General features: G+C 52.0%; 15 protein-coding genes. 11 read left to right on the forward strand and 4 right to left on the reverse strand.

Annotated elements, in window-relative coordinates:
• The first annotated feature begins 114 nt into the window (after positions 1–114).
• The 10 genes from ABGT54_RS06495 (at position 115) to ABGT54_RS06540 (ending at position 17,639) form a co-directional block, all read left to right on the forward strand.
• Positions 115–3,327: a S8 family serine peptidase gene (locus ABGT54_RS06495; RefSeq protein ID WP_346663339.1), complete on the forward strand. Its 3,213-nt coding sequence runs from the start codon at positions 115–117 to the stop codon at positions 3,325–3,327.
• Between the two features lie 22 nt (positions 3,328–3,349).
• Positions 3,350–4,501, forward strand: a complete 1,152-nt coding sequence (locus ABGT54_RS06500; protein WP_346663340.1) for an exonuclease SbcCD subunit D — start codon at positions 3,350–3,352, stop codon at positions 4,499–4,501.
• Positions 4,498–7,647 (forward strand): SbcC/MukB-like Walker B domain-containing protein, encoded by a 3,150-nt coding sequence (locus ABGT54_RS06505; RefSeq protein WP_346663341.1) that lies wholly within the window; start codon positions 4,498–4,500, stop codon positions 7,645–7,647. Before ABGT54_RS06500 ends, ABGT54_RS06505 begins: the two co-directional genes overlap by 4 nt.
• A gap of 13 nt (positions 7,648–7,660) precedes the next feature.
• The gene (gene glf / locus ABGT54_RS06510; RefSeq protein WP_346663342.1) at positions 7,661–8,812 is read left to right on the forward strand and encodes a UDP-galactopyranose mutase; all 1,152 of its coding nucleotides are present in this window, start codon (positions 7,661–7,663) and stop codon (positions 8,810–8,812) included.
• A gap of 92 nt (positions 8,813–8,904) precedes the next feature.
• On the forward strand, positions 8,905–9,834 hold the full coding sequence (locus ABGT54_RS06515) for a DDE-type integrase/transposase/recombinase (RefSeq protein WP_346662884.1): 930 nt from the start codon (positions 8,905–8,907) through the stop codon (positions 9,832–9,834).
• Between the two features lie 255 nt (positions 9,835–10,089).
• Entirely contained in the window at positions 10,090–11,583 is a 1,494-nt protein-coding gene (locus tag ABGT54_RS06520) for a DUF1846 domain-containing protein (RefSeq protein ID WP_346663343.1), read from the forward strand.
• A gap of 312 nt (positions 11,584–11,895) precedes the next feature.
• Positions 11,896–13,797, forward strand: a complete 1,902-nt coding sequence (gene ftsH, locus ABGT54_RS06525; protein ID WP_346663344.1) for an ATP-dependent zinc metalloprotease FtsH — start codon at positions 11,896–11,898, stop codon at positions 13,795–13,797.
• 66 nt (positions 13,798–13,863) lie between these two features.
• Positions 13,864–15,708 (forward strand): excinuclease ABC subunit UvrC, encoded by a 1,845-nt coding sequence (gene uvrC / locus ABGT54_RS06530; protein WP_346663345.1) that lies wholly within the window; start codon positions 13,864–13,866, stop codon positions 15,706–15,708.
• A gap of 42 nt (positions 15,709–15,750) precedes the next feature.
• Positions 15,751–16,677 carry an HPr(Ser) kinase/phosphatase gene (gene hprK / locus ABGT54_RS06535; protein ID WP_346663346.1) on the forward strand — a complete coding sequence of 309 codons (927 nt, stop codon included), beginning with the start codon at positions 15,751–15,753 and terminating at the stop codon, positions 16,675–16,677.
• Positions 16,678–16,709: 32 nt separating this feature from the next.
• A complete protein-coding gene (locus ABGT54_RS06540) occupies positions 16,710–17,639 on the forward strand; it encodes an ROK family glucokinase (RefSeq protein WP_346663347.1) in 930 nt (309 codons plus the stop codon).
• Positions 17,640–17,801: 162 nt separating this feature from the next.
• Here the strand turns inward: ABGT54_RS06540 and ABGT54_RS06545 are convergent, their stop codons facing one another.
• Entirely contained in the window at positions 17,802–20,516 is a 2,715-nt protein-coding gene (locus ABGT54_RS06545) for a PBP1A family penicillin-binding protein (protein ID WP_346663348.1), read from the reverse strand.
• A gap of 145 nt (positions 20,517–20,661) precedes the next feature.
• Here ABGT54_RS06545 and ABGT54_RS06550 point away from each other — a divergent pair, with 145 nt between their 5' ends.
• The gene (locus tag ABGT54_RS06550; protein WP_346663349.1) at positions 20,662–21,327 is read left to right on the forward strand and encodes a YigZ family protein; all 666 of its coding nucleotides are present in this window, start codon (positions 20,662–20,664) and stop codon (positions 21,325–21,327) included.
• Between the two features lie 70 nt (positions 21,328–21,397).
• On the opposite strand, the gene raiA is transcribed toward ABGT54_RS06550, so the two are convergent.
• From raiA to typA, 3 genes are all read right to left on the reverse strand, one after another.
• Positions 21,398–21,931 (reverse strand): ribosome-associated translation inhibitor RaiA, encoded by a 534-nt coding sequence (gene raiA / locus ABGT54_RS06555; protein WP_346663350.1) that lies wholly within the window; start codon positions 21,929–21,931, stop codon positions 21,398–21,400.
• Between the two features lie 123 nt (positions 21,932–22,054).
• Positions 22,055–22,465 (reverse strand): hypothetical protein, encoded by a 411-nt coding sequence (locus ABGT54_RS06560; protein ID WP_346663351.1) that lies wholly within the window; start codon positions 22,463–22,465, stop codon positions 22,055–22,057.
• Positions 22,462–24,288 (reverse strand): translational GTPase TypA, encoded by a 1,827-nt coding sequence (gene typA, locus ABGT54_RS06565; RefSeq protein ID WP_346663352.1) that lies wholly within the window; start codon positions 24,286–24,288, stop codon positions 22,462–22,464. The genes ABGT54_RS06560 and typA overlap by 4 nt, the downstream gene beginning before the upstream one ends.
• Between the last annotated feature and the right edge of the window lie 123 nt (positions 24,289–24,411).

Genomic DNA, 24,411 nt, shown 5'->3' on the forward strand with positions numbered 1-24,411 from the left:
TATCTCTTGATAGCTAAGAAGATTATAGTGTAAGATAGATTCAAATGTAAAGCAAAAAGTTATATTTTGGATCCTGAAAACGCGCCTGAAACATTTTGGAATGGAGGGATGGTTATGAAAAAGAAAATGTGGGCGGTATTTCTGGCAGGCGTGCTCTTGGTTCAGACCTTTGGGGCAGAAGTTGTGATGGCCGCGGAGCCGGAAGAGACAGAGGGCGATGTGGTCCGCAGTCTTGACGAGGTGCCGGATATCTCGGATGAGACGCCGGTTGAAGATCAGATTGTTATCTTGTATGAGGAACCGGAGGAAAATAATGTAAAAGCGCTTGGTCTGGATGAGGAAGAGATTGCCGAAGGCGAGTCTGTCAGCGATAGTGTAGATGTGATCACGCCGGAGGAGGGAGTGGATACAGACGCGCTGATTCAGGAGCTGGAAGAGACACCGGGAGTAGCCGCGGCGTCTAGAAACAAGATCATGGAAGTGGACGCGCTGCCAAATGATCCAGGGGTAAGCAAAGCCTGGCAGTTCCAGAAGATCGGCGCGGATAAAGTGTGGAATCAGCTGGGGGCGCATAAGACAGTGAAGGTAGCCGTGATCGATACGGGCGTAAATATGAATCATGAGGATCTGCGCGGACGATGTGAGATTGGTTATGATTATGTGGCGGATACCGGGGCGTCTATGCGTGACGTGGCAGGTCACGGAACCCTGGTGGCCGGAACGATCGCCGCCACAGCAAATAACGGGATTGGATTTCCCGGCGTGGTTGGAGCTGCAGATATTAAGGTGGTTGCCTATCGTACCGGCGGCATAACTTCTACGGACAGAGGGATCCGTCTGGATTATGCCATGTCTGCTCTTATGGACGTGGTTCAAAGAGGTGATATCCAGGTGGTAAATATGAGTTATGGATCCAGTTCAGGCAGCACGGTAGAACAGGCCGCGATTCAGAAAGCCAGGGACGCAGGCGTGGTGCTGGTGGCCTCTGCAGGAAATGATGGAGATACCAGCTATAATTATCCGGCGTCTTTTGAAGGGGTGCTATCTGTCGGGGCAACTACAGAAAACGATATTGCCGCCAATTTTTCTAACCGCAACTCCATGGTGGACTTGTGTGCGCCTGGACAGGAGGTCTATACCACAAATAATCAGGGTGGATACAGCTGGGCAAACGGCACTTCTTTCTCATCGCCTATCACAGCCGGAGCGGCGGCCGTGATCCGGTATGTGAACCAGGATCTGTCCGTGGAGCAGGTGGAAAAGATCCTGATGGATACGACGCGGGATCTGGGGGCGTCCGGAAGAGATCATACATACGGATATGGCCTGATCCAGCTGGATAAGGCGGTGGCACAGGCGCAGGGTACTCCGGGGGCGGAACCTCTGGAACTGCTTTCTTTTACTACAGATAAAGCGTCTCCACAGCCCAACGGCTCAACGATCAGTCTGACGGCGCAGACGGCAGGCGGCGTTGGAACGGTCAGCTATAAATTTACGGCTACAAAGGGCAGCACAGAAGTGATCCAGGACTATGGGGACAATGTAGCGCTCTGGCTGCCAGAGAGCGGCGGCGCCTATACGCTCTGTGTGTATGCAAAAGATGAGGTCGGAAGTGAGGTTTCCCGGGAGATCAGTTATGTGATCCAGGACGAACCGCTGGAGGTGAAACTGTTTACCAGTCTTTCCGCGCCGCAGGACAATTCTACCTGGATCACGCTCTATGCAGAGACGATCGGCGGAAGCGGAAATATGAGCTATAAATTTGCTTATATTTTTGACGGCAGAGAGACAATAATCCGGGATTATGATGAGAAGGCGGACACAACATGGGTCGGCACAAAAGCAGGGATCTATACCCTACGTGTCTATGCAAAGGATGAAGGCGGGCAGGAGACATACTGTGACCTGGAATACGAAATTACAAAGTGTCAGTATATGATTACCAGCTTTACAGCGGATCTTGAGGCTCCGCAGAGCAAGGGAGAAGTGATTACTTTATATGCAGAGTCTAATTTTCTTGCGCCGGATTATAAATTCACTCAGAGCTATGAAGGCGGGGAAGAGCAGATCATATCGGATTTTGCGCTGTATGAAAATGAAGTAGAGTGGATTCCGGATAAGGTGGGAACCTATACGCTGCGAGTATATGCAGAAGGCCGGGACAGAGACGAGGGAAATTATCTCATCGTGTCCGATGAGATGGAGTATGAAGTAGTAGAACGACCGCCTCTGAAAGTGAAGCTGAACTTCCTGGATGAAGGGGAAGAGGTTGTTTCCGGAAAAAGTTATTATATGGAGGCGGAAGCCAGCGGCGGAACAGAAGATGACTATAGCTACAGATTCACTTATACTTATAACGGGGTAGAGACCGAGATTGTTGAGAATGAGTTAGGACGTACCTACGAATGGCTGGATGCTCCCGGCGCTTATGTTTTCACAGTCTATCTTACCGATTCCAGTGGAGAAACGGTTTCTGACAGTGTTTATATCAATGTCGGGCCCGGAGCAATCAGACTGTATCTGACCTGTCCGGACAGGGTTGATCTTGGCGAAGCCTGCCCGGTAGAGTTTGCGGCGGAAGGTGGACTTGGAACTTATCAGTATAAATTTACGGTGATGCCATTTGGGGGCGAAGTCGTAACTCTGCAGGAATACAGCATCAATAATAAACTGGAGTGGCGCCCGATGTACATCAACGGATATACCATGACGCTCTGGGTAAAGGATGAACTTGGGACAGAGGCGAGCAAAGAATTTTATATATCAGTGGATCGTCCGTATGGGGACGTGGCAACGCCTGACTGGTACTGGGATGCGGTAGAGTACGTCTATGCAAGGGGGATTATGACCGGACTGAACTCGAATGTGTTTGGACCGCTGGAAACACTGCCCCGCGCGCAGTTTGCCGTGATCCTCCATCGGCTGAATGATGCTCCGGCAGTAAACTATACTGCGAAATTTAAAGATGTGGGAGCCGGCATCTGGTATACAGACGCGATTCTCTGGGCAGCGCAGACCGGAGTGGTAACCGGATATTCCAATGGCAATTTCGGCCCCGGAGATCCGATCAACCGGGAACAGATGGCGGTGATGATGTATCGCTATGCAGGATATAAAGGATATGATATCTCTGCAAGAGCAGATTTCAGCGGGTATAAGGATGCTTCCAGAGTCAGCCGGTTTGCCAGAGAGGCCATGCAGTGGGCAGTGGGCACCGGCATCATCAGCGGGAAATATGACCAGACCATGCTGGATCCGGGGGGCCATGCCAGCCGTGCGGAATGTGCTACCATTATGATGCGGTTTATGGAGTTATACGAATCGTAAAAAAGTAGAAAGGGTTGTTTTCATGAAATTTTTCCACTTGTCAGACTTGCATATCGGGAAGCAGCTTCATCATTATAATCTGCGGGAGGATCAGATCCACATCCTGGGACAGGTGATCCGCTATGCAGAGGAAATCCATCCGGACGCCGTGGTGATCGCAGGAGACGTGTACGATAAAACGGTGCCCTCTGCAGAGGCGGTAACGCTGTGGGATGAGTTCCTTACCGGTCTTTCCGAGATCCGTCCCAGGATCCCGGTCCTGATCATCAGTGGAAACCACGATTCTGCAGAACGTCTGCAGTATGCCGCGGCGCTTCTGAAGAACCAGCAGATCTATCTTGCCGGGGACGTGGGAGACGAGCATTTACAGAAGGTGACTTTGGAGGATGAATATGGGGAAGTGGTTTTTTATCTGCTTCCCTTTGTGAAGCCGTCCCATGTCCGGCATCTCTTTTCGGAAGATCCGCCGGAAACCTACACGGATGCGTTGAAGAAGCTGATCGACCGGGAAGAGATTGATTTTATAAATAAAAGAAATGTACTGGTTTCCCATCAGTTTTACCGGGGAAGCGGCGAACCCCTTACCTGTGATTCGGAAGTGTTTTCTGTGGGCGGGCTGGATCAGGCGGACGTCTCGGTGGTCCGTGGCTTTGACTACGGCGCTTTCGGACATCTGCACAGCGCCCAGGCGGTGGGAGACGAGGCGTATCGGTACTGCGGGACGCTGTTAAAATATTCGGTCAGTGAGGCGGGCCAGAAGAAAGCCCTCCACCTGGTAACCCTGGGAGAAAAAGGGACGCCGCCGCAGATCGACCTTCTGGAGCTTACGCCCCTAAGGGATGTCTGTAAGAAAGAAGGTTCTCTGTCCGGGCTACTGGAACATGCCACGGAAAAAGAGCGGGAGTCCTATATCAGCCTGACGCTGACAGACGAAGAAGAGCTCTATAAGCCAAAGGAGCAGCTGCAGCAGGTATACCACCGCATTTTGGAGGTGCGGGTGGAGAACAGCCGTACCAGAAGAGCCCTGGAAGGGATGGGGGAAGAGCTGACGGTCAAGAGCCCGCCGGAGGTGTTCGGGGATTTCTACAGGGAGATGCAGGGAAGAGAACTGACAGAAGAGGAGCAGTTGATCATGAAGGAAGTATTTGAACAGGCAAGGGAGGAAGAACTATGAGGCCGGTCAGGCTGGAAATGTCGGCGTTTGGATCTTATGCCGGGAAGACGACGATTGATTTTTCGGATCTGTCAGGCGGGCTTTTTTTGGTCACCGGAGACACCGGATCGGGAAAGACGACGATTTTTGATGCCATTACTTACGCTCTTTACGACCGTACCAGCGGGGGCCGAAGAGACGGTCAGATGATGCGGAGCCAGTATGCAAAAGAGGACGCGGACACCTATGTAGACTACACCTTTTCTTACAGGGGAGAGATTTACCAGGTCCGGAGAAATCCGGAGTACCTGCGGGCGTCCAGGCGGCGCTCAAAGGACGGGGAGATCCGCATGGTAAAGGAGACTGCCGGCGTGGAGCTGACGCTCCCGGACGGACAGGTGTTCCGGGGGAAAAAACGGGAAACAGACCAGAAGATTACCGATATCCTGGGGCTTACGGCGGAGCAGTTCACGCAGACGGCCATGATCGCGCAGGGAGATTTCCTCAAATTGCTGCTGGCAGAATCCAAAGACCGAAAAAAAATCTTTTCCAGAATCTTTCAGACCGGCGTCTGCGCCAGGGCGCAGGAAACGTTAAAAAGGCGGGTGACCGGGCTTTACGATGGTCTGGAGGAGAATCAGAAAAGGCTGAAAAGCGAGATGGAACGGGTGGAAAATACATTCCATGCTATGGAAAGATGGGAAGAGCTTAAGAGGATGGAACTTCCACCCTGGCAGGATGTGACAGAGGAGCTGGAAGAGATACTGGGAGAAGGACGCAGAAAGGAACAGGAGCTTCTAAGCTGTCTGGGGTCCCAGGAGGAGAAGATCCGGGAACTGGAAGCAGTCCGGCAAAGTGCCGAGACGTATGAGATCCTTTCCCGGGCGCTGGAAAAGGAGCTGGAAAAGAAGCGGGTGTACGAAGGGCAGGCGGAAGTTTACCGGGAACTGGAGGAGAAAATTGCTCTTGCCGGGAAGGCAGAAAAAGTTGTTGTGGAAGAAGAAAAGTTCCGGCAGGCGGCCGGACGGCTGAGGGAGAGCGATAGGGAGCTTACAGAGGTGAGGGAAAGCGCTGCGACGGCGGAGCGGGAAACAAAGGAGTCGCTGGAAGCCCTCCGGGAAGCCAGGGAGAAAAGGCAGCGTACCGAAGAGGCCTGTGCAGAAGAAGTGATCCGGTACCGGAATGCCCTGCCGCTTTATCGGGAAGTGGAAGCTCTTCTCCGGGAGAGAAAGGAAAAAGAAAGCGAGCTGGAAGAGCGGCAGAACCATCTGGATCAGGTCTTGAAGAGCAAAGAAGCGCTGGAAAAACAGCTGGAGGAGGCAGGAAAGATCCGGGAAGCTTATGGCAACCGGGAAGCTGTCCTGGAGATGCTGGACGCCCGGAGGAAAAGACTGGAGGAACGAAGGTCCGGGATCCGGGATCTGAAGGCGCGGCGTGAGGAAATCTGCCTGCGGGAAAGGGACTGTCTGGAAAAACACCGGAAGCTGGAGGATAAAACCAGAAGCTACCGGAGCCTGCACGATGCTTATGAGGACCTTTACCGGGCGTTTTTTAACGGACAGGCAGGCATCCTGGCAGAAGGGTTGAAGGAAGGCGTTCCCTGTCCGGTATGCGGTTCGGTCCATCATCCGTCGCCCTGCCTGCGAGAGGAGAAGGCGCCGGCCCAGCAGGAGGTGGAGGAAGCAAAAATAAGCCGGGATGAGGCGGAAGAAGTCCGAAACCGGGCGGCAGAGGATTACCAGCAGGCGCTGTCCGGCCTTCGCACCCTGGAGGAGGTTTTCCAGAGTGATTGGGAAAGGTTTTTTCCCGGAATGGAAGTTAATAAGGAGGAGGCCGAAGAAGCGCTGCTTAAAGAAGAAGCAAAAGGCAGACAGGAAGCGGCCCGGCTAACAGAGGAAGAAGATCAGGCCAGGAACGAGCTGGAGCAGTACCGGAAGGCCTGCAGGGAAGAAAAAGAGGCAGAGGAGAGAGGGAAACTGCTTCAAAAAGAGGAAGAAGAACTTCGCGGCGAGACGGAGACGCTGCGGCTGAAGATCCGGGAGCTGGCCGCAGCCTGCAAGGCCAGATCACAGGGACTTCCGGTTCCCGAAGAATCTGTGGCCAGGGAGACCCTGACCCGCATGGAACACGCCATCAAAGAGGCCGCAGACGCCGCTGCAGAGGCAGAAAGAGTCTGGCAGAAAGCAGAAGGGCGAAAGAGCAATCTGAAAGGGCAGATCCACAGGCTGGAGGAAATGGTCCTGCGGCAGCAGGAGGAAGAGAACCGGCAGGAGGAAGCTTATCAGAGAACTCTCCGGTCTCTGGGATTTGCGGATGAAGCGGCATATCAGGACGCGCGATGTACCGGAACAGAGAAGGAAGCGTGGGAGAGGCGCCTTGCGGATTACAGGCAAAACTGCAGGGAAGCCGAAGGCAGGATCCAAAGTCTTCGGGAACAGCTGGAAGGAAGGAAACCGGCAGATCTGGAGAGCATAAAGTCAGAGATCCTGGCTGCAAAGGAACTTTCACAGAAGGTGCAGAGGGAGCATCTGAAACTGTACGGGGACAATCAGAAAAACCAGGAAGCTCTGGAAGCGATCCGCCGCTGCGAGAGCACAGGGGAGAGTCTCCGGAAGGAATATGAAACCATGAGCCGCTTAAGCAAAACTGCCAACGGCACGCTAAGCGGGACGGCAAAGCTGGATTTTGAAACCTATGTCCAGCGCCAGTATTTTAAAAAGATCATCCGGGCGGCCAATCAGAGACTGATCCGGATGACCGGAGGGGAATTTCTTCTGCAGTGCAGGGAGATCGGCGATCTGGGCAGTCAGGGGCAGGCCGGGCTGGATCTGGACGTATACCACCTGGCAGGCGAGGCAGTCCGGGATGTGCGGACCCTTTCCGGAGGCGAGGCGTTTATGGCGTCCCTGTCTATGGCACTGGGGCTTTCGGATGTTGTGCAGCGCACAGCCGGAGCGGTCTCTATAGACACCATGTTTGTGGACGAGGGATTCGGCGCTCTGGATGATGAGGCCAGAGGACAGGCCATCCGGGTGCTGACAGACCTGGCAGGAGAAGAGCGCCTGGTAGGGGTCATTTCCCATGTCAATGAACTGAAAGAACAGATCGACCGGAAGCTGGTCATTACAAAGACGGAGCAGGGAAGTACGGTCCGTTGGGAAAAATGAGAGGAGAGCCATCATGAAAACATATGATTATCTGATCGTGGGAGCCGGCCTGTTTGGAGCGGTGTTTGCCCATGAAGCAAAAAAGGCCGGAAAGAAGGTTCTGGTGATTGATAAGAGAGACCATATCGGTGGAAATATTTATACCAGAGAGGTCGAAGGGATCCAGGTCCACCAGTATGGCGCGCATATTTTCCACACTTCGGACCGGGAGGTCTGGGACTATATGCAGCAGTTTGCAGAGTTTAACCGTTACACCAACAGTCCGGTGGCCCGTTACCAGGATGAGGTCTACAACCTGCCCTTTAATATGAATACTTTCAGCCGGATGTGGGGGATCCACACGCCTGCCCAGGCAAAGGAAATCATAGAAAATCAGATCGCAGAAGCCGGCATCCGGGAACCGCAGAATCTGGAAGAACAGGCCATTTCTCTGGTTGGAAAAGATATTTATGAAAAGCTGGTAAAAGGGTATACGGAAAAGCAGTGGGGCCGCAGGGCTACAGAGCTTCCCAGCTTCATCATCAAACGGCTTCCTGTGCGGTTTGTCTACGATAATAATTATTTTAACGACAAATATCAGGGAATCCCTGTGGGCGGCTATACCCGGATCATTGAAAAAATGCTGGATGGCGTGCAGGTCCGGCTGAACACGGACTTTTTCACCCAGAGAGAGGAATTGATGAAAGAGGCTGAAAATCTGCTGTTTACCGGTATGATCGACGCATACTATGATTATTGTTACGGGGAACTGGAGTACCGGAGCCTGCGGTTTGAGACAGAGGTGCTGGACATGGAGAATTACCAGGGGAATGCGGTGGTGAATTACACAGAGTATGAGATCCCGTATACCCGCATCATCGAACATAAGCATTTTGAGTACGGCTGCCAGGGCGGTTATGGCGGCAGCGGATCCGGTGTGTCTGAGAAAACGGTGATCACAAGGGAATATCCGGCTTCCTGGAGCAGGGGAAAAGAACCTTATTATCCCATGAATGATGAGAAAAATAATGCCTTGTATGAAAAATACAGGACGCTGGCAAAGAAAGAAGAGCATGTGATCTTTGGCGGCCGTCTGGGAATGTATCAATATTTTGACATGCACCAGGTGGTGAGAGCGGCTCTGAAAGCGGCACAAGAAAACCTGACGAATGTTGGGGTACAATAGATAGGTAACAAAATAAAAACAAGGACCCACCTTGATGTGATATATTGGAATTGTCGAGAAACCAATAGTCCGATCAAAAGGAGAATCCTTGTATGTCGAGTTTATCACACCCCAAATATCAGCGTCAACGTATTGTTAAATATGCTCAGAATCATTCTGTAACAGAAACGGCGATCCGTTATAAAGTAAGCCGAAAAACGGTCTACAAATGGCTTTCTCGATACGATGGGACAACAGCCAGTCTGGAAGATCGCAGCCACAGGCCTAAAACATCGCCAAAAAGTCATACAGAGCTGGAACTACGGCAAATCCGGCGCCGCCTAAAAAAATATAAATGGACAGACCTGATCCTGGCATATCAGGAACTGGTAGAAAAAGATGGGTATAGGCGCAGCTACGGGGGATTTAAACGAGTCGCTGCCCGGCTGAAAGCCTTGAAACCAGTGAAAAAGAAGAAAAAGAAACGAAAGATCAAGCCTTATCAGCGTGCAGATTACCCAGGGCAGAAAATACAGATAGATGTGAAGTATGTTCCTTCCTATTGCGTGACAGATGGCAGGAAATACTATCAATATACAGCGGTAGACGAATGTAGCAGATGGACTTATCGGGAAATGTATGATGAACACAGTACCTATAGTTCCAGAGATTTCCTGGTGAAGCTAATCAAACATGCCCCTTTTCCAATCCGGGAAGTGCAGACGGATAACGGATCGGAGTTCACCAATCGGCTGTTGGTAATTAAAAGTACGCATTTAACAATGTTTGAAGAGGCACTTAAGGAGTTGGAAATCCTGTATCACCGGATTCAGATCGCAACGCCGCGACACAACGGGAAAGTGGAACGGCAGCATCGAACAGATGAAGCAAGGTTCTATAAAAAAATGCGTATGTATAATCTGGAAGATGGGAGAAAACAGCTAGCCGTATATCAGAAGAAATCAAACACTTATATCAAAACCTGTTTAGGAATGAGAAGTCCGAATACGATAGTAAGAATGTATCAGGGAGTTATGTTTTAAAGCAGACAAGGGCGACAGCAAAGGATGCTGCCGCCGCACACCATTATATCACAAAGGAATGTCAAGGTCAGGTAGTATTCCCTGCGGGAATCTCCACCTTACCCTTGACATTCCTTTCGGGGTGAAGTGTTACCAATCATTGACACCTATACAAAGCGGCACAAGAAAACCTGACGAAATGATTGTAAAATCCACTGGTCTTGTAGTATACTTGGTATATTGGTGATAAAAAATAAGCAGAGGAATGAGGTATTTATGAAAACAGGATTTGATAATGACAAATACTTACAAATGCAGTCTTCTCATATCCGGGAACGGATCGGTCACTTTGACAACAAACTGTATCTGGAATTTGGAGGAAAGCTGTTTGACGACTACCATGCTTCCCGGGTGCTTCCGGGCTTTCAGCCGGACAGTAAGCTTCGCATGTTAAAGCAGCTTGCCGATCAGGCGGAGATTGTTATCGTGATCAGCGCCGAAGATATTGAGAAGAATAAGGTCCGCGGGGATCTGGGCATCACTTATGATAAGGACGTGATGCGTCTGATCAGCGTCTACCGGCAGAATGGTCTTTATGTAGGCAGTGTTGTCATTACAAAATATGGCGGACAGGAAAGCGCCCATTTATTCCGGAACCGTTTGAAGAAAATGGGCATCAAGGTCTACCGGCACTATGTGATCCCCGGATATCCGGCCAATGTGCCGCTGATCGTCAGCGATGACGGATACGGGAAAAATGAATATATCAAAACCTCCAGACCTCTGGTCGTGGTTACCGCCCCGGGACCGGGAAGCGGCAAGATGGCCGTCTGCCTTTCACAGCTCTACCAGGAGCATAAAAGAGGCGTCCGGGCCGGCTATGCCAAGTTTGAGACCTTCCCCATCTGGAACCTTCCGCTGAAGCATCCGGTCAACCTGGCTTATGAGGCGGCTACCGCGGACCTGAATGATATCAATATGATCGACCCCTTCCATCTGGAAGCTTATGGGGAATCTACTGTAAATTACAACCGGGATGTGGAGATTTTCCCGGTGTTAAATGCGATGTTCCAGCAGATTTACGGGGAAAGCCCCTATAAATCCCCGACGGATATGGGAGTGAACATGGCCGGCAACTGTATCTGCGATGACGAGGCCTGCCGCGAGGCTTCCAGGCAGGAGATCATCCGGCGCTACTATGACTCGCTGGGGCGTTTCCTGGCCGGTTCCTGTGCGGAAGATGAGGTCTACAAGATTGAGATGCTGATGAACCAGGCCGGCATCACGGTCCATGACCGTCCGGTGGTGGATGTGGCGTTAAAACGCGCCGAAGAGACCGGAGGCCCGGCTGCCGCCCTTCAGCTTGCGGATGGGCGGATGATCACCGGCAAGACGTCCAATCTTCTGGGCGCCTGTGCGGCTCTTCTTCTCAATGCGCTGAAGGAACTGGCGGGAATTGACCATGAATGTCATGTGATCTCTCCTGCAGCCATCGAACCGATCCAGATCCTGAAGACCAAATATCTGGGAAGCCGCAACCCCAGACTCCATACGGATGAGGTGCTGATCGCCCTTTCGGTCAGCGCGGCCACCGACAGGAACGCGCAGCTTGCCCTGGATCAGCTGCCTAAGCTGGCAGGGTGCCAGGCACATACCTCGGTTATGGTCGGCTCGGTAGATAAGAAGCAGTTTAAGAAGCTGTCCATCCAGGCGACTTTTGAAGCAAAATATGAAAACAGCCCTGTGTTTTTCAAAGAATCCGGTGTATAGTCGAAAAGGATTATTTACCCGGAATGTGATCAGATGGCAACGCTCACAGCGCCGAATGAAAGTTGGTCATCACTCATCCGGAGCTGAAGTACGTTGAAAGGCAGATAATACGCACCTTCTTTATCGGGAAATCCGGTAAAGGGGGTGTTTTTTTGTCCGGAGAAGAATTGCGGGATCCTTTTAGCAGACAAAATATAAAAAAACAAAGAAAAAAGTATCCAAACCATGAAAAAACGGTGAAGAAAGCATGTTTTTATTGATTTCAGAAAGGGCTGTCCGTATAATGGAAGAGTAACATTAGGAGGAACAAACGTGGATAATCAGAATAATAATCAAAATAACAGAAATAACAGACAAGGCCTGTCTTTTGTCCTGATCGTGACTCTGATCACCACCCTGCTTGTGATGGCCCTTTATCAGTTTCAGGGCGGCGGCGCAGAACAGGAGATCAGTTATAATGAATTTCTGAAAATGGTAGATGAGGGCAAGGTAGACAAGGTAGAGATCCAGAGCAGCCAGATCGTGATTACTGCGAAGAAGGAAGCCGGAGAGCCGATAGCCAGGGAATATTACACCGGGCGGGTAGAGGACGATGGTCTTTCTGACCGGCTCTACAAAGCCGGCGTTGAGTATGAGCAGGAGATTCCGGATACCACATCAGCCATGATCTTTCAGCTGATCGCCACCTTCCTGCCGATCGCGCTTTTGGTAGGAATGATCGTCTGGATGACGAGAAAGATGAGCAAAGGCGGCGGTGTGATGGGCATTGGCAAGAGCAATGCCAAGATGTATGTGGAAAAGCAGACCGGCGTTACCTTCCGGGATGTGGCCGGACAGGATGAGGCTAAGGAATCGCTCCAGGAGGTGGTGGATTTCCTCCACAATCCGGGGAAATATACCAGCGTGGGGGCTAAGCTTCCCAAGGGCGCGCTTCTGGTAGGACCTCCGGGAACCGGTAAGACCCTTCTGGCAAAGGCGGTGGCAGGAGAGGCAAATGTGCCATTTTTCTCCCTGAGTGGTTCTGCCTTTGTGGAAATGTATGTAGGCGTGGGCGCTTCCCGTGTGCGGGATCTCTTCAAGCAGGCGCAGCAGATGGCGCCCTGTATCATTTTTATTGATGAGATCGACGCCATCGGAAAGAGCCGTGACAACCAGCTGGGAAGCAACGACGAAAGAGAGCAGACCCTGAACCAGCTGCTGGCTGAGATGGACGGGTTTGAAAGCAATAAAGGACTGGTTCTTCTGGCGGCCACCAACCGTCCGGAGATCCTGGATCCGGCGCTTCTTCGTCCCGGACGGTTTGACCGCCGGATCATTGTGGAGAAACCGGATCTGAAAGGCCGGATCGACGTTTTGAAGGTTCATTCCAAGGATGTGCGGATGGATGAGACGGTGGACTTGGAGGCCATTGCCCTTGCCACTTCCGGCGCTGTGGGATCGGATCTTGCCAATATGATCAACGAGGCGGCCATCAATGCCGTGAAGCACGGCAGGAATGCCGTGTGCCAGCAGGATCTTTTTGAGGCTGTGGAAGTGGTGCTGGTAGGAAAAGAAAAGAAGGACCGCATCATGAGCCAGGAAGAACGCCGGATTGTGTCCTATCACGAAGTGGGCCACGCGCTGATCAGCGCCCTGCAGAAAGATTCCGAGCCGGTGCAGAAGATCACCATCGTTCCCAGGACCATGGGAGCTCTGGGCTATGTCATGCAGACGCCGGAGGAAGAGAAGTTCCTGAATACCAAAAAAGAACTGGAGGCTATGCTGGTAGGCATGCTGGGAGGCCGGGCGGCAGAAGAGATCGTCTTTGATACTGTGACCACCGGCGCGTCCAATGATATTGAGAAGGCCACCAGTATCGCGAGAGCCATGATCACCCAGTACGGTATGAGTGAAAAATTCGGCCTGATCGGTCTGGAATCCATCCAGCACCGCTATCTGGACGGGCGTCCGGTCGCCAACTGTGGCGAAGAGACAGCTTCCGAGATCGACCACGAAGTGATGAAGATGCTGAAAAACGCATATGAGGAAGCAAAACGTCTGCTGGCAGAACACAGAAGTTCTCTGGATAAGATCGCGGACTTCCTGATCGAAAAAGAAACCATCACCGGAAAAGAATTTATGGATATCTTCTATGAAGTAGAAGGTATTGATCCGGAAACAAAAGAGAAAAAGAAAGAAGAACGGATCACGATGAATCCAGTGGAAGAAATATAAATGTTTCTGGGGACGGGGGATTTCTGGAAATCCCCCGTCCCCATTTATATGTAAGGAGCGTTTGCTATGTTTGATATTCAGGAGGAGTTGAAAAAGCTGCCGGGAAAGCCAGGTGTCTATCTGATGCACGATGAGAAGGATGAGATCATCTATGTGGGAAAGGCCATCAGCCTGAAGAACCGCGTGCGGCAGTATTTTCAGAGCAGCCGCAACAAAGGGGTTAAGATTGAGCAGATGGTGACCCACATCAGCCGGTTTGAATATATTGTGACGGATTCGGAGCTGGAGGCGCTGGTGCTGGAGTGCAACCTGATCAAGGAGCACAGGCCGAAATATAATACCATGCTGATGGATGATAAGACCTATCCTTTTATCAAGGTGACGGTAGAGGAGCCCTATCCAAGGATCATGATGACGAGACGGATGGTGAAGGATAAGGCGAAGTATTTTGGCCCTTATACCAGTGCGGGCGCTGTAAAAGACACGATTGAGTTGATCCGGAAACTTTATTATATCCGCAGCTGTAACCGGAAGCTTCCGAGAGATGTGGGAAAGGAGCGTCCATGTCTGAATTATCATATCCATCAGTGTAATGCGCCCTGCCAGGGATATGTGTCGGAAGAAGAATACCAGAAGTCTGTGCAGGAGGTTCTGAAATTCCTGAACGGCAATTATGAAGGGATCACGGAACAGCTAAAGGAAAAAATGGAGGCTGCTTCGGAAGCTCTGGAATTTGAAAAGGCCATCGAATACCGGGAGCTGATCTCCAGCGTGCAGAAGATCGCCCAGAAGCAGAAGATCACAGATGCCGCCGGCGCCGGAGACGACCGGGATATTCTGGCCATGGCAGTGGAAGGGGAAGACGCAGTAGTTCAGGTCTTCTTTATCCGCGGCGGCAGGCTGATCGGAAGAGATCATTTTTATCTGAAGATTGCAAAAGAAGAGTCGGCAAAGGAGACTCTCTCCAGTTTTATCAAACAGTTTTATGCGGGAACGCCTTATATTCCTGCAGAGCTGATGCTGCCGGAAGAGATTGACGATCAGGAGCTGATCGCAGAATGGCTGACCAAAAAGCGGGGCCATAAAGTACAGATCAAAGTGCCGAGGAAAGGAACGAAAGAAAAGCTGGTGGAGCTGGCTGCCAGGAACGCAAGACTGGTGCTAAGTACCGACAGGGAACGGCTGAAGCGGGAGGAAGGACGTACCATCGGGGCGGTCAGGGAGCTGGAAAAGCTGCTTGGCCTCACAGGCATTGTCCGGATGGAGGCCTATGATATCTCCAATATCAGCGGCTTTGCCACAGTAGGTTCCATGGTGGTTTATGAAAAAGGGAAGCCCAAGAGGAACGATTACCGCAAGTTCAGGATCAAGGGCGTCCAGGGGGCGGACGATTATGCCAGCATGGAAGAGGTATTGACCAGACGGTTTACCCACGGACTTCGGGAGCAGGAGGAAGGAAAAGAACTGGGAGGATTTACCGCATTTCCGGATCTTTTGTTGATGGACGGCGGCAAAGGGCAGGTAAATATCGCGCTTAAGGTGCTGGACAATCTGGGACTGTCGATCCCGGTCTGCGGTATGGTCAAGGATGACAATCACCGGACCCGGGGACTGTATTATCAAAACCAGGAGCTGCCCATTGACCGGGATTCAGAATGCTTTAAACTGATCACACGGATCCAGGACGAGGCGCACCGCTTTGCCATCACCTTTCATCGCAAGCTTAGAAGCCAGAATCAGGTCCACTCGATCCTGGACGATATTCCGGGCGTAGGGCCTGCAAGAAGAAAGGATCTGATGCGGCATTTTGAAAATATCGACGCGATCCGGAACGCGTCGATCGAAGAGTTAAAGGAACTGCCGTCCATGAATGAAAAAGCGGCGGCGGATGTATATAAATTTTTTCACTGATGTGGTACAATAGTTCTATTAGAACGGAAGAAGGAGAAAGCTATGGCTAAGACAGTGGAATTAAAGAAAATAGTGGAAAAAATGAATCTGAAAAACCTGACGCCGGATGTGGAACTCAACGACAAGAAGGTAGAAGTGCCGGACATTAACCGGCCGGCGCTGCAGCTGACCGGGTTTTTTGAACATTTTGATTCGGAGCGCGTACAGATCATCGGTTATGTGGAGTATACGTTCCTGGAGAAGATGGACGAGGAAAAGAAAAGAGAGGTCTACCGTACCCTTCTGTCTTATAAGATCCCCTGCATCATTTTCTGCCGGAACCTCCCTCCGGAACAGATGCTTCTTGATATGGCGGTAGAAGCGGATGTGCCAATCTTTATTACGGAGAAAAAGACGTCCGCCTTTACGGCAGAGATCATCCGCTGGCTGAATGTGCAGCTTGCTCCCTGTATCTCCATCCACGGCGTCCTTGTGGATGTCTACGGTGTGGGCGTGCTGATCATGGGCGAGAGCGGCATCGGAAAGAGCGAGGCCGCGCTGGAGCTGGTAAAACGTGGACACCGTCTGGTCAGCGATGACGTGGTGGAGATCCGCAAGGTCAGTGATGAGACGCTGGTGGGCTCGGCGCCGGATATCACCAGGCATTTTATTGAACTTCGGGGTATCGGCATCGTGGATGTGAAGACGCTGTTTGGTGTGTTAAGTGTCCGGGAGACCCAGAACATTGATCTGGTCATCACTCTGGAAGAGTGGGATAAGGAAAAGGAATACGACCGCCTGGGACTGGAAGAGCAGTACACAGAGTTCCTGGGAAATAAAGTGGTCTGCCATCAGCTTCCCATCCGTCCGGGCAGAAATCTGGCCGTGATCGTGGAGACGGCGTCCATCAATTACAGACAGAAAAAGATGGGGTATAATGCCGCCCAGGAGCTGTATAAGAGAGTGCAGCAGAATCTGGCAAGAAAATAAGAAAAGAATGTTGCAAAAGAGAGGAAGAGAAGATGAAGTATTGTTTTGGTGTGGATATTGGAGGAACGACGGTTAAGATCGGACTTTTTACAACCAAAGGAGATCTGCTGGAGAAATGGGAGATCAAGACCCGCACGGAAAATCATGGTGAAGCCATCCTGCCGGATGTGGCAGAGTCTCTGGAGAAAAAGATGCAGGAAAGAGGCATCGCAAAGGACGAAGTGGAAGGGATCGGGATCGGCATCCCGGCGCCTGTCATGGACGACGGCGTGGTACAGAAGACGGCAAATCTTGGCTGGGGCTATAAAGAAGTCACCCGGGAAATGAAAGAATTGACCGGACTTCCCGTGGCAGCCGGCAATGACGCCAACATGGCTGCGCTTGGGGAAATGTGGCTGGGCGCCGGAAAAGGCCGGAAAAACATGCTCATGGTCACCCTGGGAACCGGTGTCGGCGGCGGCATCATCGTAAACGGGAAACCGCTGGTGGGAGCCCACGGCGCAGGTGGAGAGATCGGACATATCTGTGTGAATGAAGCGGAAACAGAAGCGTGCGGCTGCGGCAGAGCCGGGTGCCTGGAGCAGTATGCATCCGCCACCGGTATCAGCCGACTGGCCAGAAGACGGCTGGAGAAAGATGACAGTCCTTCTTCCTTAAGAGGAGCCGCGATAAGTGCGAAAGCGGTTTTTGATGCTTTAAAGGAGGGCGATACAGTTGCCGGAGAGATCGTCGAAGAATTTGGCCGATATCTTGGTTACGCACTTACATCCATTGCAGTGATCACGGACCCTGCAGTGATCGTGATCGGCGGAGGTGTTTCCAGAGCAGGGGAGATCCTGCTGGAATATGTGGAAAAGTATTTCCATGAAAAAGCTTTTTTCGCAAACCAGGATACCCGGTTTGTACTGGCACAGCTTGGAAATGACGCCGGCATCTGCGGCGCGGCTAAGCTGATCCTGTAACAGGGAAGCGGACTGGATCCTAAAGCGAGGTTTAGAAAAAGCAGATACAGGTAAAAGCATAAAAGAGATGAGAAAAGAGGAATCCTGCATAAGGATTCCTCTTTTTGGATTGTGCGCCTGGCGGCGCACGTTTCTTATCTAAAACTCATGACAGGCTCTGTTTTATTGAGCAGGAGGTGTAGTGCCGCCGCCGGCATCACCGCCACCGGTCTGTCCACCGCCGCCGGCATCACCGCCGCCGGTCTGTCCATCGCCGCCGGCATCACCGCCACCGGTCTGTCCACCACCGCCGGCATCGCCGCCGCCGGTCTGTCCACCGCCGCCGGCATCACCGCCGCCGGTCTGTCCACCGCCGCCGGCATCACCGCCACCGGTTTGTCCACCGCCGCCGGTCTGTCCGCCGCCAGTGGTATTGTCGCCGCCACCGGTGGTATTGCCGCCGCCAGTATCGGTATCCGGTGTGGTGGAGGTACTGCCTCCGCCGCCAGATCCGGATCCCCGGGTGCCGCTGCCGCCTGAGCCCTTGCCTGAGCTTAAACCGCCGTGGTTTCCGTCACACTGCGTGGTGGTTACGTCCACGCCGATCAGCTCGGTAGTCCGCGGACATCTGGATCCCGGGAGCAGGCCGGTAACACTGCACACGGATTGTTCCTGAGCAGTGGAAGGCATTGTAAATTCCTTTGGCTGCAGGTTGCTGTGGATCCGGCTCATAATTCCTTTCCAGAGACGGAAACGGAAGTTGGTGTCATAGCCGCATTCTTTATTTTCATCATATCCGCCCCAGACCGCGCAGGTATAGTAAGGCGTATAGCCGCAGAACCACAGGTCGATGTTATCTGTCGTTGTACCGGTCTTTCCGGCAACCGGCATATTGTCCAGCCGGCACGCGGTACCGGTACCGCTGTTCACAACGTCCTGCATGGCGCTGGTGAGGCAGGCTGCCGTACTGGCTTTTATAGCCTCGTGGGTTTCTCCGGTGCCGTCCAGGAGCACATTGCCGTCGTGATCCAGCACCTTGCTGTAGAGCATGGGCTCGTTGTAGACGCCGCCGTTGGCGATCGCCGCGAAGGCAGAACACAGTTCATAATTATACACGCCCTCTGTCAGACCGCCAAGAGCAAGAGTCTGTGTCAGGTCGGTAAAGGTGCCGCCGTTGATCTCTTTGCTCTCAACCAGAGTGCTGATGCCCAGTTTCTCGGCATAATCAAATCCCACCTGCTGGGTGATCTGATCGCTCATCTTTACCGCGCATACGTTGATGGACCATTCGATGGCCTCCCGCATGGTCCGGTTGCCGGTATAGCGTCCGTTGGCATTGCGGAGAACCTGCCCGCCGTTTAAGGTGTAGGGCTCGTCCTTGATCAGGGTGGCCAGGGAGGCTGCTCCGGTGTCAATGGCCGGCGCGTAGGCGGTCAGGATCTTAAAGGTAGAACCAGGCTGACGCTTGGAACCGGTATAAGCCCGGTTCAGGCTAAGACTGGTATTTTTGGCTCCGCGCCCGCCGACCATGGCCTTAATCTGGCCGGTAGCCTGGTCAATGATGGTAACAGATGCCTGGGGCTGTGGAGTGATGTTGATCACTTCGTCGTAGGTATCGCCTTCCCGGGCGATGGTGGTCTTCCATTCTTCCACCATGGCTCTGGCAGCATCTTCACTGGAGTATACAAGACCCTGGCTGTTGCCGTAAGCATTTTGTACATACTGTTTGATGTGGCCGGAGGAATAGTTTTCCACGGTGCCGTCCGCCCTGGTAACAGTCAGTGCATAGTCCAGTCCGTATTCCTTAAGCCCCGGATAGTTGGCGTCGTTGTTCATCTCCTCGTCGCAGATCTGCTGCATGGCAAGATTCTGCGTGGAGTAGATACTAAGGCCTCCGCTGTAAACAGCGTTGTATGCCTGGGATTCGGTATAGCCAAGCTGCGTGGTCAGGTTGTCCATGATCTGCTCGATCAGGGCGTCCACAAAATAGCTGTAGGACGTGTCCGCAGCCTGGGTGGTGTTGACGCTCTGGATCCGGGAATACACATCGTCAGCCATGGCCTCATCATAGGCGGCCTGGTCGATGTATCCCTGATCCAGCATATTTCCAAGCACTTTTTCCCGGCGTTTGGCATTTTCCTCCGGGTTTGTCACAGGATCGTACCGGGTGGGATTCTGCGTGATGCCGGCGATCACCGCACATTCGGAAAGAGTCAGCTCAGAACAGTCTTTCCCGAAGTAGCGCTCGGAAGCCGCCTGCACGCCCAGCGTGCTCTGGCCCAGGTTGATGGTGTTCAGATAGGCTTCCAGGATCTCATTTTTATTCATCTGCTTTTCAATCTGGAGAGCCAGGAACTGTTCCTGAAGCTTTCGTTCCAGACGGTCGTAAAAGGTTTCTTCGTGGACAAATTCCGGGAACACGTTATTTTTGATCAGCTGCTGGGTCAGTGTGCTGGCGCCCTCCGAAAAACCTCCGGAAGTGATGCCCACCACAGCAGCCCGGGCGATTCCCTGAAGATCGATGCCGTTATGGTCGTAAAAACGCTCGTCCTCTATGGCCACAAAGGCGTGCTGAAGATCTTTGGGGATCTGATCTATGGTTACATAAACACGGTTTGATCCGGAAGTCACCAGCTCTTCGATCTGTGTGGCGCCGTCATCCGCGTAGATGGTAGTGGCGTATCCCTTGGGACGGACGTCGTCCGGGGTTACATCCGGCGCATTGCTGATGATACGCATGGCAAAAACGCCGACGCCTGCAGCGCCTGCCACGGCGATCACGATCAGACAGAGAAGAAAAGCCTTAAACAGGCGGACGCCTACGCGCTTTCCCTGCATTGTGGACTTGGATGTGATCTTCTTCTGCTTTTGAGAAGCTTTTTTCCTGCCATAATTCATGAATTTTGACCTCCTTCATTCCAAGTCATTATATCAGAGATATGGGGCTTTATAAAGAAAAAAATAAAAAGTTCATATTTCAGTAGGAAAAACTTAAGAAATTCGTTATATTTATTAGTGAAGAAAAAAACAGGGGAGGAACAGCATGGACAGTAAAAATCGTACCGTCTATGAAGGCGGACAGGCGGAGATTACAGAGAAAAGATCCCGGTTTATCGCGACTGTAAAACCGGTGAAAACAGAAGAAGAGGCGCTGGAATTTATCGAGTCTCTGAAAAAACAATACTGGGACGCTGCCCACAATTGTTTTGCATATATTATAGGAAATGGAAGCAAAATGCCTCTGAAGCGGTGCAGCGACGACGGAGAGCCCCAGGGAACGGCGGGGCGTCCCATGCTGGCTGTGCTGGAAGGAGAATCATTAAGCGATGTATGCGTGGTGGTTACCCGGTATTTTGGAGGCGTTCTCCTTGGCACAGGAGGGCTTGTGCGGGCCTATTCGGAGGCAGTCCGCGCAGGGCTTGACGCCTCGGTGATGATCACCAGGAGGCGGGGGGTAAAACTTCGGATCAAGGTGGATTACACAGGTCTTGGTAAGATCCAGTACCTGTTGGCAAAGCGGGAGATCAAGACGCTGGAGTCCCGTTATACAGAGGCAGTGGAACTGACCGTGCTTGTGCCGGAGAAAGAACTGGCTGCTGCGGAGCAGGAGATTACGGAAGCGACCAGCGCAGCGGCGCAGCTGACCGAGGAAGCAACCTGTGTGTTTGCGCTGGTCGACCAGGAGCCGGTGATCCTGGGACCTGCATAAAAAAGAAGAAAGAGGCAGAAAAAAAGAGAGGGGCGTTCCCCTCTCTTTTATGTACCCTGTGTGCAGAAGCTTAGCATTCCGGCTCGATCAGACCGAAGGTTCCGTTCTTTCTGCGGTAGACCACATTGACTTCATCGGTCTCCGCGTTGCGGAATACGAAGAAATCATGTCCCAGAAGATCCATCTGTACGCAGGCGTCCTCCGGATACATCGGCTTAAATCCGAATCTTTTCGTGCGGACGATCCGGATCTCGCCGTCGTTTTCGGCGGAGTCTTCCTTTTCAAAGAATTCCTGCTTGAAATTTCCGCCCTCCTGATGTTTTGCGATCAGTTTGTTTTTATACTTCCGAAGCTGACGCTCGATAATCTCTTCCACCAGATCGATGGATACATACATATCGTTACATTCTTCCTCGGAGCGGATGATCCCGCCCTTGACCGGAATGGTAACTTCAATTTTCTGGCGTTCTTTCTGAACGCTTAAGGTAACGTGGATTTCCGTATCAGGAGTAAAATACCTTTCCAGCTTGCCCAGCTTGCTTTCTACGGCTTCTTTGAGCCCCTGTGTGACGTCGATGTTTTTTCCGATAATGATAAACTTCATGCTGTCCACTCCTTTGCGACATGATTTCAGATAAAATGTCTGATAACTGATGTTATAAGAATGAATCTATCTGATATATGTAGTATAGCATGTTTAATGGACAATGTATAGCATGTATTGTTGTTAATTGGAAGAATTGTCGTCGTCCGCCTCTGATTCCGGGGTCTGGAATCTGCAGAACAGATATTTTCTGGTGGCGTAGAGGACTGCGATGGAGCAGACGCCCACAAAGGTGATCCAGATGGAAGAGTGGTCGATGATGATCTGCCTTGCAATGGCAAAAAGCAGCACTTCAAACACGGAATCCGCCGTGTGATGGTACATCATGCGGATCAGCTCTACGCCGATGATCAGGTTAAAGCAGGTTTCCAGGAGATCATCGTAATTGGGCCATACGTCCAGGTTCGGGATGTTCCCCAGGGAGGAAGCCATCCGGAGGCACAGAAGGATGATGCCGGTGGCCAGCATAAACGCGATAAAATACTCCAGAAAAGAAGTCAGGTATTTAAAGATCAGGGTAATATATTTTCTCATGAACGATTCCCTCGTTTTCGCATCTTGGGATCCAGGATTTTCTTGCGGATCCGCAGGTTTTTGGGTGTCACTTCCAGAAGTTCATCGGTGTCGATGAAGTCCAGAGCCTGTTCCAGGCTTAAGATCCTGGGCGGTGTGAGCCTTAAGGCCTCGTCCGAGCCTGAGGAACGGGTATTGGTCAGGTGCTTGGTCTTGCAGATGTTCACTTCGATGTCGTCGGTTTTGGCATTTTCGCCCACCACCATACCGGAGTAGACTTTTTCTCCGGGACCGATAAATAAGGTGCCGCGTTCCTGGGCGCTGTAAAGGCCGTAAGTAACAGACTCTCCGGTCTCAAAGGCGATGAGGGATCCCTGCTTGCGGTACTGGATGTCTCCTTTGTAGGGAGCATAGCCGTCAAAGGCTGTATTCATGATCCCGTTTCCTTTGGTGTCAGTCAGGAATTCTCCCCGGTAACCGATCAGGCCTCTGGACGGGATCCGGAATTCCAGACGGGTATAGCCGCCGCTGGCAGCCCCCATGTTCTGCAGTTCTCCTTTGCGCTGGCTTAGTTTTTCGATCACGGTTCCGGTAAATTCCTCCGGGACATCGATGTAAGCCAGTTCTACCGGCTCCAGAAGCTTGCCGTTTTCGTCTTTTTTGTAGAGCACCTCTGCTTTGCTGACCGCGAATTCGTAGCCTTCTCTTCGCATATTTTCAATCAGTACGGACAGATGAAGCTCTCCTCTGCCGGATACTTTGAAGCTGTCGGTGCTCTCGGATTCCTCGACCCGGAGGCTGACGTCTGTGTTCAGCTCCCGGAACAGCCGGTCTCTTAGATGACGGGAGGTGACATATTTCCCTTCCTGGCCGGCAAAGGGGCTGTCGTTGACGATGAACTGCATGGCGATGGTGGGCTCGGAGATCTTCTGGAACGGAATGGCCTTTGGATCTTCCGGAGAACAGATGGTATCGCCGATGGACAGATCTGCGATGCCGGAGATGGCAACGATGGATCCGATGGTGGCTTCTTTTACGTCAACTTTATTGAGCCCGTCAAATTCATAGAGCTTGCTGATGCGGACCTTTTCCATGCGGTCCGGGTCGTGTTTGTTTACGACTGCCGCGTCCATGCCTACGCGGATGGTTCCGTTGTCCACTTTGCCGATCCCGATGCGCCCCACATATTCGTTGTAATCAATGGTGCTGATCAGCACCTGGGTGCTGGCGTCCGGATCTCCTTCGGGAGCCGGGATATAGTTAAGGATCGTTTCAAACAAAGGCTTCATGTCTGTGCCTTCCTCCTCCGGATCAAGAGAGGCTACGCCGGTCTTGGCGGAGGCGTAGACGAAGGGGCAGTCCAGCTGTTCGTCCGAGGCGTTTAAGTCCATGAACAGCTCCAGCACTTCGTCGATGACTTCATCCGGTCTGGCTTCCGGGCGGTCGATCTTGTTGATGCAGACGATGACCGGAAGATTCAGTTCCAGGGCTTTGCGAAGAACGAACTTGGTCTGGGGCATGGCTCCTTCAAATGCGTCCACTACCAGGATGACGCCGTTGACCATCTTAAGGACACGTTCCACTTCTCCGCCGAAATCAGCGTGGCCGGGAGTGTCGATGATGTTGATCTTGGTTCCTTTATAATAGACGGCTGTATTTTTGGAAAGGATGGTGATGCCCCGTTCTCTTTCGATGTCGTTGGAGTCCATGACGCGCTCGGCGACCTCCTGATTTTCCCGGAATACCCCGCTTTGTTTGAGCAGTTCATCCACCAGGGTGGTCTTGCCGTGGTCTACATGGGCGATGATGGCAATGTTGCGGATATCTTCACGTCTGGTTTTCATAATTAACGCTTCCTTTTCTTATTTTAATGTGCACGTTTCTGCAGCGTTACTAGTGTACCATATTTTCCAAAATATTTACAAGTATTAGTTCTAAATCGAAAAAAGCGTTCATACACTATGTAA

It is taken from the genome of uncultured Merdimonas sp. (assembly GCF_963929015.1).
Taxonomy (GTDB): Bacteria; Bacillota; Clostridia; order Lachnospirales; family Lachnospiraceae; genus Merdimonas.

What these genes read in the sequence shown, in the direction of transcription:
- ABGT54_RS06545 (WP_346663348.1), bottom strand. Translation starts at nt 20,516, where the DNA reads ATGAATTATGGCAGGAAAAAAGCTTCTCAAAAGCAGAAGAAGATCACA.
- typA (WP_346663352.1), bottom strand. Translation starts at nt 24,288, where the DNA reads ATGAAAACCAGACGTGAAGATATCCGCAACATTGCCATCATCGCCCAT.
- ABGT54_RS06500 (WP_346663340.1), top strand. Translation starts at nt 3,350, where the DNA reads ATGAAATTTTTCCACTTGTCAGACTTGCATATCGGGAAGCAGCTTCAT.
- ABGT54_RS06505 (WP_346663341.1), top strand. Translation starts at nt 4,498, where the DNA reads ATGAGGCCGGTCAGGCTGGAAATGTCGGCGTTTGGATCTTATGCCGGG.
- raiA (WP_346663350.1), bottom strand. Translation starts at nt 21,931, where the DNA reads ATGAAGTTTATCATTATCGGAAAAAACATCGACGTCACACAGGGGCTC.
- ABGT54_RS06540 (WP_346663347.1), top strand. Translation starts at nt 16,710, where the DNA reads ATGAAGTATTGTTTTGGTGTGGATATTGGAGGAACGACGGTTAAGATC.
- glf (WP_346663342.1), top strand. Translation starts at nt 7,661, where the DNA reads ATGAAAACATATGATTATCTGATCGTGGGAGCCGGCCTGTTTGGAGCG.
- ABGT54_RS06495 (WP_346663339.1), top strand. Translation starts at nt 115, where the DNA reads ATGAAAAAGAAAATGTGGGCGGTATTTCTGGCAGGCGTGCTCTTGGTT.
- ABGT54_RS06515 (WP_346662884.1), top strand. Translation starts at nt 8,905, where the DNA reads ATGTCGAGTTTATCACACCCCAAATATCAGCGTCAACGTATTGTTAAA.
- ABGT54_RS06550 (WP_346663349.1), top strand. Translation starts at nt 20,662, where the DNA reads ATGGACAGTAAAAATCGTACCGTCTATGAAGGCGGACAGGCGGAGATT.
- hprK (WP_346663346.1), top strand. Translation starts at nt 15,751, where the DNA reads ATGGCTAAGACAGTGGAATTAAAGAAAATAGTGGAAAAAATGAATCTG.
- uvrC (WP_346663345.1), top strand. Translation starts at nt 13,864, where the DNA reads ATGTTTGATATTCAGGAGGAGTTGAAAAAGCTGCCGGGAAAGCCAGGT.
- ABGT54_RS06560 (WP_346663351.1), bottom strand. Translation starts at nt 22,465, where the DNA reads ATGAGAAAATATATTACCCTGATCTTTAAATACCTGACTTCTTTTCTG.
- ABGT54_RS06520 (WP_346663343.1), top strand. Translation starts at nt 10,090, where the DNA reads ATGAAAACAGGATTTGATAATGACAAATACTTACAAATGCAGTCTTCT.